The following is a 12,447-nucleotide window of genomic DNA, read 5'->3' on the forward strand; positions in this document are numbered from 1 at the left end:
CCCCCGTTTTATTTATCGTCTTGCGTCGTCTATGCGCTTATGAGCGCCGGAAAAGTCCCTTGAAGCGGTCCCACAAAATGCTGAAGAACATCTTGACCGGATTGAACTCGGCCACCACCGGCTCTTCGCCTTCGGCCAGCGGTTTTTCCAGGCGCAGGTTCACGTTCTTGCCGAACTCCGCAATCATGCGGCGCACGAAATCCTGAACCAGCCCGGAGCGCGAAAACTGCGCCAGTGGCCCTTGCAGCGAATACACCAGTTCCACTTCCACGCGGCTGCGCGCTTCGCCATCCGGATTTACCTGAAAGCTGACATCGCCACGGGCACGCGATTGGCTCAAGGAGTCCACGCCCTCACCGCGCAGCACAGCGGCACGGCGTTCGTTGTCTTCCTCCAGCGTGGCATTGCCCTTGAAGGCAGCCGACATGGGGCCAAATTTGATGGCGATCTTGCCCTGCACCGTAGCCCCTTCCTGGGACTCGATAATCGTGCCGGGCAGACAGCCCGCCACTTTGGGCAGATCCTTCATGAAAGCCCAAACCTGATCGGCCGGGAAACGGGCATCAAAACCCCCTTGAATGGCCTGACCCTTGCCCTTGTCAGCACTACCGGACGCGGCGGGCGCAGCAGCCGCCACCGGAGCGGGAGCCTGCACTTCTTCCTGTACAGCTTCAAAAGTCGTAAAGCCGTTCTGGTTCCAGTCTTGCTGCACGTTCTGCACCACAGCGGCGCGCAGGGCTTCCACCTGAGCGTCGGGCTGATCGCGCAGGGCTTGCAGCACGGACAGAATGGCAGCCGTAATGCCTTGATAGCCGGTGCAGCGGCAAATATTGCCGGACAGTTCAATGCGCACACGGGCCTCGTCCGCGTCGGGCAAACGCAGCACGATGTCGCGGCTGGTGGCCAACATGCCGGGCGTACAGAAGCCGCATTGCAAAGCATGTTTTTCCGAAAAAGCGGTACGCAGACGGCTCATGATCGGGTCGTCGTCGTAACCCTCTACGGTGGTAACTTCGTGACCATCGCAAGCACCGGCAAAAGTGATGCAGGAGCGCACCGGACGACCATCCACCAGCACCGTACATGCGCCGCACACACCGTGTTCACAGCTCAGGTTGGTGCCGGTCAAACGGCTTTTCTCGCGGATGAAATCACCCAGATGGGTGCGCGGTTCGGCCTCGTGCTTTTGCTGACGGCCGTTAACTTGAATCGAGATTTCTGCCATGTCTTAACCTTTCACACCCAGCGCTTGCTTCAGGCTGCGCTCTACTACCGTACGGAACAGCACCTGATGGGCCTCGTCCCGCTGTGCCAGATACGGCTGCAGGGCCGCTTCAATCGTGTCCCCTTCCAGGACGGCAGCCCCTTGTGCGGCCACTTTCACGGCCAGCTCGGGCAAGGAGCGCGGGGCGCCTTCCATGGCACCAATCACTACGCGCGCCGTGCGGGTGGCCGGATCGAAATAGCAGGCACAACTGGCATCGGCAAACTCGCCCACTTTACGGGTGAACTTGTAGTAACCCCAACGGGCCGAGCCGGACACTTCTGGCACGTCTACGGACTCGATAAACTCACCGGCTTCCAGCACCGTGGTGTAGGCCGCCAGCATGAATTCGCTCATGGGAACGCTGCGGCTACCCTGGGTTCCACGCACATTGATGCGTGCGCCCAAAGCGGCACAGGTCAGCACCCAATCCGCGGCCGGGTCAGCATGGGCCAGGCTGCCACCCAGAGTGCCGCGATTGCGCACACCCCGGTAAGCGATGCGGCCTGCCACTTTCTGCATCATGTGACCGCGCAGCAGTTCGTGAATGCCGTCTTCAATCTGGGCGTGAGTCACGGCTGCACCGATACGCACCTGCCCTTTATGGGCTGATACCTGACGCAGTTCGGGCACTGCCGACACGTCCAGCACACGGCCTGGGCGTACCAGACGCAGATTCAACATGGGGCCCAGGGACTGGCTACCGCCCATCAAGCGCAGCGCTGAAGGGTTGCTGCCATAGGCATCCTGGATCTGTTTCAGGCTCTGGGCCTGTTCGTATTCAAACTTGGCGGCCTTCATGCCTGAACCTCCGACACGGGCTGTTTATCTTGCTGATTGGCGGGCTGTGCTGCGGCGCGAATCGCGCTTAGCAGTCGATGCGGTGTCACGGGCGTGTGCGAGACCTGTGCCCCCGTGGAGCGCAAGGCATTATTGATGGCCGACATGATGGCGGCGGGAGGTGCAATCGCCCCACCCTCACCCATACCCTTGGCACCGAACTCGGTATTGGGCGAGGGGCTTTCCATGTGTTCGATATGAATATTGGGCACTTCGCAGGCACCAGGCATGACGTAGTCTGCCAAGGTGGAGGCCAGCGGCTGACCAAAATCGTCGTACGGCATTTCTTCGTACAAGGCGGTGCCAATCCCCTGGGCAACGCCACCAATCGTTTGGCCTTCCACAATCATGGGGTTGATCATGACACCGCAGTCTTCCACCACCACGTACTTGAGCACTTCCACCCCGCCAGTACGCGGATCAACCGCCACCACCACGGCATTGCTGGCGTAGGTGAAGCTGCCGGTATCCACTTTGGGCTTGTAGCCTACGGACAGTTCCAGACCTTGCGGGTCTACGTCCTCGGGCAAATGCTGCGGGTTGATGTACCAGGCATCGGCCACTTGGGCGATGCTGACCTGACGGTCACCGGCACTGAACATATCGCCTTGATGCTGCATGTTGTCCACATCGGTTTTCAGCATATGCGCGGCAATCTTGCGCACGCGCGGCAGCAGCTCTTTACAGGCTTTGGACACTGCACCACCGGACATCACCAAGGAGCGCGAGGCGTACGTGCCAGTAGAGAATGGAGTACGGCCGGTATCACCGTGCACCACTTTGATCTTGGCCACGGGAATACCCAGAATCTCGCTGGCGATCTGGGCAAAAGACGTTTCCATACCCTGACCGTGCGAGTGCACACCCACGCGCACTTCCAAACCGCCGTCCGGAGTCATGCGTACAAAAGCCTGGTCGAAACCGGGAATCACCGCCGTACCCCAGCTGGCAAACACGGACGTGCCGTGTGCAGACTGCTCGGTATAAGAAGCCACACCCAGACCAATCAAGCGGCCATCAGCCTCACCCTTGGCCTGACGGGCCAGGACAGCATCCACATCCACAGCTGCCAAGGCGCGGCGCAGGCTTTCTGGATAATCGCCCGAGTCGTAATGCTTGTTGGCCACGTTGACGTAAGGCATTTGCTCGCCTTTCACCAGGTTCATCAGGCGAATTTCCCAGGAGGATTTGCCGACCGCCAAAGCGATCTGGTCCATCATCTGTTCAATAGCCAGACAGACACCCGTACGGGCCACGCCACGGTATGGCATGAAACCAGGCTTGTTGGTGCCCACACCACGCGTGCGGCAACGATAACCACGGAAATCGTAAGGACCGGGCAAGTTACCCAAGGCCTGGCCTACTTCCAGCCCCACGGTAAAGGGCCAAACAGAGTACGCGCCGCCATCAATATCAATTTCAGCGTCCAGCGCCAGCAGGCGGCCTTCATTGCTGATATGTGCTTTCAGGCGGTATTGGTGTTCACGGGTATTCGCGCCCGCAATCAAGTGCTCGCGACGGTCTTCCATGAAGCGGAATGGCTTGCGGAAAGTCTTGGCCAACCAGGCCACGCACAGCTCTTCCTGATGCAGCACGCATTTATAGCCAAAGGCGCCACCGACATCGGGGGAAATCACACGCACCTGCGCCTGATCCATCCCCAGAAACTGGGCAATGCCGGTACGGTGCATGTGCGGGATCTGGCTGCCGCAATACACCACCAACTGATCGGCCTGGAAATCCCAATAGGCCAGGACAGCCTTGCCTTCCATCGGCAACATGCATTGACGCGACAGGCTGACGGAATGCTCGATCACGCGGTCGGCACGGGCGGCGTGCTCTTCAAAAGCCACGTCCGAGCGCAGTGTCACAAACTCATTGTTCTGCCAGCCTTCATGCAACAGATCACTCTGTGCGGCCAGCGAGGCCTGCACACTGCCATAGACCGGCAGCTCGTCATACAAGGCTTCAATCTCTTCCAGAACGTCCTCGGCCACGGCGCGGCTTTCGCCAAAGGCCAGAGCCACCGGCTCGCCCACATAACGCACACTACCCGAGGCCAGCGGCGGCATGCTGGAGGCCTGATAACTGGGCAAGGTGGACGCGGCGTAAATATCCAGACAGTCCGGCATATCGGCGCGGGTAATAACCTGCGCGCGTGCGCTGTCTTCAATATTGATCTGACGAATACGGGCATGCGCCATAGGGCTGCGCAGGAAGGCGACTTCCTGCAGCCCTGGCATGGTCATGTTTCCGATGAAGTTGCCCTGGCCATTGAGATGGCGCGCATCCTCCTTGCGGAGAATACGCGCACCGACTCCTTGGCCACCCAGGCTTGACGGGTGACTGTGCTGACTCATTTCACTACCTTAAGAATGTGCTGCTTAACTGCGCTTGCCCAACTCGCTGAAGGTGAAGTTGTCCAGGGCGCTTTCGGCCACCCGGAACCAACTGGCTTCCTGTTCCTGGAAGGCCTTCCAGCTTGGATAGATCTTGGCAAAATCGGCGTTGCTGTCCGACAGTTCCTTCCACAGTTCCTGGGACTTGTCGTAGGCGGCCTTCATGACGTCCTTGGGGAAGTAGCGCAGCTTGGCACCTTCAGCCACCAGCTTGCGCAGGGCGCCGGGGTTCAAGGCATCGTACTTGGCCAGGCTGAGCATGGTCTGCTCGTTACAGGCCGTCTCGAATGCTGCCTTGAAGTTGGCAGGCAAGGCTTCCCAGGCATCCTTATTAACCATGGTGGTCAGGGACGCACTGCCCTCGAACCAGCCGGGGGAGTAGTAGAAGGGAGCGACTTTGTTCAAGCCCAGTTTTTCGTCGTCGTAGGGGCCAATCCACTCGGCCGCATCAATCGTGCCTTTTTCCAGCGAGGAGTAAATGTCGCTAGGTGGAATCTGCTGAGGCACGGCGCCCAGTTTGGACAGCACCATGCCGCCGATGCCGCCGATACGCATTTTCAGGCCTTGCAGGCTGTCCAGGTCCTTGATTTCCTTGCGGAACCAGCCACCCATTTGCACGCCCACGTTACCGGCCACAAAGTTCACGATGTTGTACTGGCTGTACATTTCGCGCAGCAATTTCAGGCCACCACCGAAGTGAACCCAGGAATTGTGCTGGCGGGCGTTCATGCCAAAGGACAAGCCGGTATCAAAGGTTACGGCGGTGTTCTTGCCCACAAAAGCGGTACTGAGCACGTGGTTGCACTCGACCGTGCCGTTGCTGATGGCATCCATATTCTGGGCATAAGGCACCAGCTCGCCACCGGGGAAAGCGCGGATTTCAAACTTGCCTTCGGTCAGTTCGCTGACACGTTTGCACAGCGCCTCAGCCGAACCGTAAATGGTGTCCAGGCTTTTGGGCCAGCCGGTAGACATACGCCAGCGTACGGTGGGGCTGTTTTGTGCCATTGCAGGGGCGGCTACTGCTGCCAAACCTGCACCAGCGACCGTTGCCGATTTCAGCAGAAAACTACGACGCTCCATCACTCACCTCTTTGTATTTTTAATGTATTTACACCCCTTGCTCGATAGGGGCCTGGGTAGCTGCCCGCCAGTCTGGTCTCGGGCCCGGACAGCAACTGTCTGAACCTTGCCAAACCGTCCCCCCCGAGGGGCCAGACGGACGTTCCAAGCGGTGTCACTGCCCTGTGAAATTCACATTCACCGCTTCGATAATAGTAAGTGTGCTGATTAATTAATTTTTGGTCAAGCAGGGAAACTACTGACGCATGTCCTTGATGAGATAAAGGAAAGCCGCATCAATAGCTTAAGTCTAAACTAGCGCAATCCCTTATAAAAACGATATTTGATTTTATAATTTATACAGTATACTGACTAATTGAAAGCACAACCCGGAGACAACTTTGAACTGGATAAAAATTTCCGAAACCGATGCCATCGACAACGAAGAGTCCCTGGCAATCGAGTGGGAAGGCAAGAAACTGGCCCTGCACAAACTGGATGACGAGTTCCACCTGACCGACAACGTCTGTACCCACCAATATGCCCTGCTGTCCGACGGCTATCTGGAAGACGGTTGTGTGGAATGTCCGCTGCATCAGGCCAAGTTCTGTTTGCGCACTGGCAAGGCCATGAACGCCCCTGCCACGGTGGATATCAAGGTCTACCCGCTGCGCATTGAAGGCAACGATATTCTGGCCGACTTCAGTCAGGCCTGAGCTTTTTTCTGCTGACGAGACCTGCAACATCATGGCACACCACACTTCCGTACTGATCATCGGCGCTGGCCAAGCGGCTTCGGTGCTGGCGCGCGAACTGCGCAGCCTGGGCTTTAGCGGCAGCATCACCTTGGTAGGGGATGAAACGCATCTTCCCTACGAACGCCCGCCCCTATCTAAAGACGTGCTCAAGTCCAGCGCGACCACTGACAGCGTGTTTTTGCAAAAAGCCGAGTTCTATCAAGAACAGAATATTGAACTCCTGCTGGGCACCAGCGTGCAGTCTCTGGATTGCGCCACGCGTCAGGCCAGCTTGAGCAATGGCCAGACCTGGAACTTTGAACACGCTGTTCTGGCCACTGGCGGCGCGGCCCGCGAACTGGCGCTGCTGCCCGCCAGCCAGGCCAACGCCCTGTATCTGCGCACACTGGACGATGCCCTGAGCCTGCAAGCTCGTCTGCAACCCGGTTTGCGCGCCCTGGTGATTGGTGGCGGTTTCATGGGTCTGGAACTGGCTTCAACTGCCAGTGAAACTGGCGCACAGGTCACCATCATTGAAGCGAATGAACGTCTGCTGGCCCGCAACGCCCCTGCCCTGCTGTCGCAATGGTTGCTGGAGCGCTTCGAGTCGCAAGGCATCACCGTGCGCTTGGGTCAGGGTGTGCGTCAGGCCCACTTTGCGGCAGAAAACGAGCACCCCGTTCAGCTGGAACTAAATGATGGCCAGATCCTGAATGGCGATCTGGCCATTGTGGCCGCCGGTCTGAGCGCAAACTCCGCCTTGGCGCGGGCCAGTGGTATCGCGGTAGACGATATGACGGCCGGGATTATTGTGGATCGCCAGGGCCGCACCAGTGTGGCGGGCATTTATGCCGCTGGCGATTGCGCCACCCAGATCTGCCCCGATACCGCCGTGCGCACGCGCACCGAATCCTGGCAGAACGCCAACGAGCAAGCCCGTCAGGTGGCCCACGCCATTGCCGGGCAGGATGCTCCTGCTGCACCTGTCAGTTGGTTCTGGACGGATGTGCTCGGTTGCAACATTCAAATGCTGGGCCAAGGCAGCCCGGATCTGAACTATCAGGTACGCGGCGTCATGGACAGCCAGGGCGATGCCATCAGCTTCATGTTGCTGGCATTTGAAGGCCAGCATTTGCGACACGCAATTGGCGTCAATGCCGGCGCGGATCTACGCGCTTTGCGCAGCGTCATGGAACAGAACTTGCCTGTGGACCCGGCCATCGTGCTGGACCCGGCGACCAAGCTGCGCCAGTACGTGAAAGAAGCAGCTCGTACGGCCCAAGTCTAAGAAAGAGAAGCGGCCTGCGCCGCCTCGTCATCACGAATCATTAAAGAGTTATCAGAGGAGAACCCCATGTATCAGACGCAAACGGTGATAGGCCAGACGGTCGGGTCCAAAGACCGCCCTGTCGAGGAATGCACCTGGCCCGAGGACGTGCTCAACACCATTCCGGATTGGGTCTACACCAGCAACGACATTTACAACCGCGAGATGGAGCGCATTTTCCACGGTGACACCTGGAACTTTGTGGCCCTGGAGGCGGAAATTCCCGATTCGGGCGACTACAAGCGCTCGTATGTGGGTTCCACGCCAGTAGTCGTGGCGCGTGCGGAAGATGGCAGCATCAACGTATTTGAAAACCGCTGTGCGCACCGTGGTGCCGAGTTCTGCCGCCACAACCAGGGCAACACCAATGAATTTGTGTGCCCGTATCACCAGTGGTCTTACAGCCTGAAGGGTGATCTGCAAGGGATTCCTTTCAAGCGCGGTGCGAATAAAGAAGGCGGCATGCCGCGCAGCTTCAAGAACTCCGAGCATGGTCTGAAAAAGCTGCATGTGACCACGCACAATGGCGTCATTTTTGCGTCCTACAGCGACAAGGTCGAGCCTATTACGGAATACCTGACGCCTGAAATCCTGAAGGATTTCGAGGCCGTGTTCCCCGGCAAGAAGCTGAAGATTCTGGGTTACTACCGTAACGAGTTGCCTTGCAACTGGAAGATGTACCACGAGAACCTGAAGGACCCGTACCACGCAACCTTGCTGCACTCTTTCCTGGTGGTATTTGGTCTGCTGGTGGCGGGCAACAAGTCGCAGATGTATGTGGACCCTGTACATGGTCGCCATGGCTATATGGCATCGGCCAAGTCCGAGGACAAGTACGCCGAGGTCAGCGAGGACAACAAGAAGGAAATGCGTTCGTTTGTGGACGATATGCGTTTGCGCGACGAGCGTTTCCTGGACTACATCAAGGAGTTTGATTCGCCCTGGTCGGTCACTATGCAAACGATCTGGCCCAACCTGATTGTTCAACGCGAGATGAACACCTTGGGTGTGCGTCAGATCGTGCCCAATGGCCCCAACAGTCTGATCATGCAATGGACCATGTTTGGCTATGAGGACGATACCGAGGAGATGACTCGTCACCGTCTGCGTCAGGGCAACCTGATGGGCCCTGCCGGTTTTCTGGGTCTGGAAGACAACGAGGCCATGAAGTTTGTGCAGGAAGGGGTACGTCGTTCCAGCAGCGAGGTGAACATCATCAAGCTCGATGAGAGCAAGCTGGGTACGTCCAATACGCTGATCTCGGAAGCGGCTATTCGCTCCATGTACCAGTACTACCGCCAAGTGATGGATCTGTAAGACGAGCTGACTTATGAAAATGGATTTTTCTTTCAAACCCGCCCAGGTTTCTGTTGAGCGCGCTTTGGCGTTGAAGGCGGAAATTGAGCTTTTCAATGCCGAGTACTGTGCCACTTTGGATCGTGGCAATGTTGAGGACTGGCCCATGTTTTTTGTGGAGGACGCGGTTTACCGGGTCACTTCACGCGAGAACGCGGATCTGAATTTGCCGGTAGGTCTGGTCTATGCCGAAGGGCGCGACATGATGCACGATCGTGCGGTGGCCATTGCCCGCACGCAGATGTATGCCCCGCGCTACATGCTGCATTTGGTCACGGATGTTCGTGTGATCAGCGAGGAGGATAATGGCGACATTGATGCCGAGGGCAATTTCATGCTGATGCAGACTTTGGTGGAAGGGCCTTCCACAGTGCATCTGGTGGGTAATTATTTTGATACGTTCACACGTGTGGACGGTCGTTTGATGCTCAAGGAGCGTCAGGTGATTTTTGATACGTCCATCCTGGCGAATGATCTGGTGTTTCCGGTCTAAGTCCGGGGCTTGCTTCTGGTTTTAAAACTGTTTTTTGTGTGCTGTTTCCGAGCCACTTGAGTCAGAAGGTCTTCTGATTCCTTTGAGCACCCTTCTTTGTTGAGGGGTGCTTTTTTTTGCTTATTTATTGGGGCAAAGGGCTGATGCCTGGCGCAACGTCAGAGATATGAGGCTTTAGGGCTGGTAGCGCAGGTTCTGGAGGCCTATCAAGCCTGGAGGGAATTAAGGTTAATCAGGGGACCGGGGGTAAAAGAAGTCTCTGTGAAAACGCCATTCAGTCGGCCTGCTGGGGTGTCCGGGCTGAGCACTTGCCGGTGCTGCGCACCGGTGCCCTTGTCAGGAGATAGCTACGGGCGCATCCTGAACTCACCCGGTACTTGGTCCCCCGGACCAAGTACAAGCGTCGGGTTCAAACAGCAGGATGCTTGCACCCCTACGCTATCTCCTGCCCGCGGCAAGCACTCTGATCCGCCCTGACACCCCAGCAGGCCGACTGAACGGCTCACAATGGCTTTTTATCTACCAATCTCTTACGGACTCTTTGAACAAACAGGGCCTCGTGCCTTGCTCTTCTGTATTTCCCAAGCGCCTATCGTTCTGCTCTTCAACCCCTCTCCCTTCCTTTCTCCACCCATTCAATCTGCGCCCCTACTTTTCATCCCACCTCTGCAAGTGCCGTTTGGGCTTTAACCCGTGTTGCTTGTTTTCTTGTGGGGCCCGGGTACGGCTTGGCGGGCGAGTCAGGGCTCTTGCCGCGGGCAGAGTGCTGGGGCGGGATGCAAGGGTCGTGCTGTTTGAGGAGCACGCTTGCGGTTTGTCCGGGGGACAAACCGCGCTCCGAGTTCACGACCCGCCCGCCCCAGCACTCTGACAAGGGAACCCACGCGCAGCGTGGGCAAGAGACCCGCCAAGACAAGCCGTACCCGGGCCCCACAAGAAAACTATCCGCCCCCCCTTACGCAAAGCCCAAACGGCACGTCCAGAAGAAAGCCCTGACACCACAATCCTTGCAAACCCACAACGCTGCCAAAAATAAAAAAGCCCCCGAGAGCCATACGGCTCCCAGGGGCACAGGTCCGATAGCCCGCCCCCAAGCGGCAGGCCATCGATACTCAATCACAAGGCTATCAACACAGACTTGTTAACGACGAATCATGTCTCATCAAGCACGGACGCCCATCCAGACCATGATGAAACACATCGTTCTTCTCGAAAGCTCAAGAGCTTGAACAGCTTTAAAGACCGATCAACGTCATCGCCTCTTCACGTGTTGCCACGGTGGCGTACTTCTGACGCATATCGAACAGGTTCGCCTCGTGCGGGCCAATCGCACGGTCACCCACGCAATCCGATACCACCAAGGGGCGGAAACCCAGTTGCATCGCATCAACCACGCTGGAGCGCACGCAACCACTGGTGACAGCACCGGCGACCAGCAGTGTTTGCACACCTCGTTGCGTTAGCCACGCAGCCAAGGGCGTACCAAAGAAGGCCGAAGGCACATTCTTGCGAACGATGAACTCACCGGGGGCAGGAGCCAGTTCCGGCACGATGTGGCTATTGTGCGCGTCTTCGGTCAGACCCAGCATGCCGGGCACTTTAATGCTGAAGATGTTGTTATCAGCGCCATCGTCGGCATACACAATGCGGGTGTGAGCCACCGGCCAGCCCTGTTCACGCGCCGTTGCCAACAGATTCTGTGTGTTCTCGATGGCTTCAGGGATATTGCCGCCACCAAACACCGCCGGATCAGCAAAACCATTCACCAGATCAATAATCAGTAGGCCATACGGAGCTTTCGGCTCCAGCGTCGACCCAAAACCTTGTTGAGCGTAAACCGCTCCTTCATTCGTACTCACCAACGCCTCCGTCCAGTACTTTGCCATCACGCACTACGGCGCGGCCATCCAGGCTGACCGTGCAATTGCGCAAAGGAATGTCGATGTGACATGCCGTCGTACGATTGCCGCCTGCCTCGTTGTTCGGGCCCAGGGAGAACAGGAAGTTGCCCTCGAACGCACGAGCATCCATACCAATGGTGTTCTCACGCGAATACAGACCCAGCGTGGACCAATGACAACGCGGTTGCAGACCCCAGCCGATATGCGAGATAGCGTAGCCTTCGGGGTCATTGAAGGACTTCATGTACTCGTCCAATAATTGCGCCTCAATGCCGCCTTCGATCTTCGTGGCATAACCATTCTCCACCGTCAGAACAATCTGCTCGGAAGAGTACTTTTTCTGCGGCAGCAGGATGTCGCCCTTGTCGATCACGATGGTGCCGTTAGTGCCCAGCTCGTTCGGCCAAGTCAGCACAAAGCCGCTAGGCCAGTGATCCCAACGACCGGGCTCATCTACAAAACCGTACTCGCGAATCGCGGGGAACTCACCCAGCGGGCAACGCAAATTAGTGCCAGCAGGAGAGGTAATGCTCATTTCCTTGGCTGCTTTAATCAGGCCCGCAGCCGCTGTCACACGCGCTCGATCCGCTTCGGTTGGCACGGTACGAACCAAAATCTCCGGTGGCTCCACAGCCAGCAGAATCTTGGTACCCGACTTCAGAATGTCGATCTGCTCGGGCGAGAACAACAGGGTCATCAGGTCCAGAACCAGATCGCTGGCCTTCAGAGCTGCAATTGCCGCCTCATTGCCCGTCAAAGGCGTGGTGCCCAAATAAGCCAAAGAATCCCGGCTCAGGGCCTTCTCTGCATTCACAGGCAACAGATCCAGACGATTTACCACCGCGCCCATGGACTGCGCCGCGATCTGCGCACACTGCATGGTTTGCTGATTCGTCGTGGAGCTGGTCAGCAGGGTCACGGTTTGACCTGCTTGCAGCTTGGACAGACGTAGAACCTCTTGCCATGCTTCGATAAGTTGATAATCACTCACTGCCATTTTGTCTCTCCTAGTGAGACACCTCGGCTTCAAACCGACATGCCTAATCACGACAGGGCCGCCTTGGCGGC

At 57.5% G+C, this 12,447-nt stretch carries 10 protein-coding genes; 4 read left to right on the forward strand and 6 right to left on the reverse strand.

Annotated elements, in window-relative coordinates; translation table 11 throughout:
- Positions 1-37 precede the first annotated feature (37 nt).
- From U2949_RS15890 to U2949_RS15905, 4 genes are read right to left on the reverse strand one after another with little or no spacing between them, the layout of a single operon-like run.
- Positions 38-1,225 (reverse strand): xanthine dehydrogenase family Fe-S subunit, encoded by a 1,188-nt coding sequence (locus U2949_RS15890; protein ID WP_321288746.1) that lies wholly within the window; start codon positions 1,223-1,225, stop codon positions 38-40.
- A 3-nt stretch (positions 1,226-1,228) separates the two neighbouring features.
- Positions 1,229-2,065 (reverse strand): FAD binding domain-containing protein, encoded by an 837-nt coding sequence (locus U2949_RS15895; protein ID WP_321288748.1) that lies wholly within the window; start codon positions 2,063-2,065, stop codon positions 1,229-1,231.
- Complete coding sequence (locus U2949_RS15900) at positions 2,062-4,464, reverse strand: xanthine dehydrogenase family protein molybdopterin-binding subunit (protein ID WP_321288750.1); 2,403 nt, start codon at positions 4,462-4,464, stop codon at positions 2,062-2,064. The genes U2949_RS15895 and U2949_RS15900 overlap by 4 nt, the downstream gene beginning before the upstream one ends.
- 24 nt (positions 4,465-4,488) lie before the next feature.
- Positions 4,489-5,586, reverse strand: coding sequence for a TRAP transporter substrate-binding protein (locus U2949_RS15905; RefSeq protein WP_063689718.1), 1,098 nt, complete (start codon positions 5,584-5,586; stop codon positions 4,489-4,491).
- A 380-nt stretch (positions 5,587-5,966) separates the two neighbouring features.
- Here U2949_RS15905 and U2949_RS15910 point away from each other — a divergent pair, with 380 nt between their 5' ends.
- The 4 genes from U2949_RS15910 to U2949_RS15925 all read left to right on the forward strand — a co-directional run bounded on the left by U2949_RS15910 (position 5,967) and on the right by U2949_RS15925 (position 9,478).
- Complete coding sequence (locus U2949_RS15910) at positions 5,967-6,281, forward strand: non-heme iron oxygenase ferredoxin subunit (RefSeq protein WP_009460854.1); 315 nt, start codon at positions 5,967-5,969, stop codon at positions 6,279-6,281.
- Positions 6,282-6,312: 31 nt separating this feature from the next.
- Positions 6,313-7,590 carry an NAD(P)/FAD-dependent oxidoreductase gene (locus U2949_RS15915; RefSeq protein ID WP_321288751.1) on the forward strand — a complete coding sequence of 426 codons (1,278 nt, stop codon included), beginning with the start codon at positions 6,313-6,315 and terminating at the stop codon, positions 7,588-7,590.
- A gap of 66 nt (positions 7,591-7,656) precedes the next feature.
- A complete protein-coding gene (locus U2949_RS15920) occupies positions 7,657-8,946 on the forward strand; it encodes an aromatic ring-hydroxylating dioxygenase subunit alpha (RefSeq protein WP_035273649.1) in 1,290 nt (429 codons plus the stop codon).
- A gap of 13 nt (positions 8,947-8,959) precedes the next feature.
- Positions 8,960-9,478, forward strand: a complete 519-nt coding sequence (locus tag U2949_RS15925; protein WP_321288754.1) for an aromatic-ring-hydroxylating dioxygenase subunit beta — start codon at positions 8,960-8,962, stop codon at positions 9,476-9,478.
- A 1,235-nt stretch (positions 9,479-10,713) separates the two neighbouring features.
- Here U2949_RS15925 and U2949_RS15930 read toward each other — a convergent pair.
- Positions 10,714-11,337, reverse strand: a complete 624-nt coding sequence (locus U2949_RS15930) for an N-carbamoylsarcosine amidohydrolase (protein ID WP_321288755.1) — start codon at positions 11,335-11,337, stop codon at positions 10,714-10,716.
- A complete protein-coding gene (locus U2949_RS15935) occupies positions 11,324-12,376 on the reverse strand; it encodes a M29 family metallopeptidase (protein WP_321288757.1) in 1,053 nt (350 codons plus the stop codon). The genes U2949_RS15930 and U2949_RS15935 overlap by 14 nt, the downstream gene beginning before the upstream one ends.
- Positions 12,377-12,447: the final 71 nt, after the last annotated feature.

Origin of the sequence: Alcaligenes phenolicus (assembly GCF_032063905.1) — a bacterium.
Classification (GTDB): Bacteria; Pseudomonadota; Gammaproteobacteria; order Burkholderiales; family Burkholderiaceae_B; genus Alcaligenes; species Alcaligenes phenolicus.

Coding starts and splice junctions, on each gene's coding strand:
- U2949_RS15890 (WP_321288746.1), bottom strand. CDS start 1,225: ATGGCAGAAATCTCGATTCAAGTTAACGGCCGTCAGCAAAAGCACGAG.
- U2949_RS15895 (WP_321288748.1), bottom strand. CDS start 2,065: ATGAAGGCCGCCAAGTTTGAATACGAACAGGCCCAGAGCCTGAAACAG.
- U2949_RS15900 (WP_321288750.1), bottom strand. CDS start 4,464: ATGAGTCAGCACAGTCACCCGTCAAGCCTGGGTGGCCAAGGAGTCGGT.
- U2949_RS15905 (WP_063689718.1), bottom strand. CDS start 5,586: ATGGAGCGTCGTAGTTTTCTGCTGAAATCGGCAACGGTCGCTGGTGCA.
- U2949_RS15915 (WP_321288751.1), top strand. CDS start 6,313: ATGGCACACCACACTTCCGTACTGATCATCGGCGCTGGCCAAGCGGCT.
- U2949_RS15920 (WP_035273649.1), top strand. CDS start 7,657: ATGTATCAGACGCAAACGGTGATAGGCCAGACGGTCGGGTCCAAAGAC.
- U2949_RS15925 (WP_321288754.1), top strand. CDS start 8,960: ATGAAAATGGATTTTTCTTTCAAACCCGCCCAGGTTTCTGTTGAGCGC.
- U2949_RS15935 (WP_321288757.1), bottom strand. CDS start 12,376: ATGGCAGTGAGTGATTATCAACTTATCGAAGCATGGCAAGAGGTTCTA.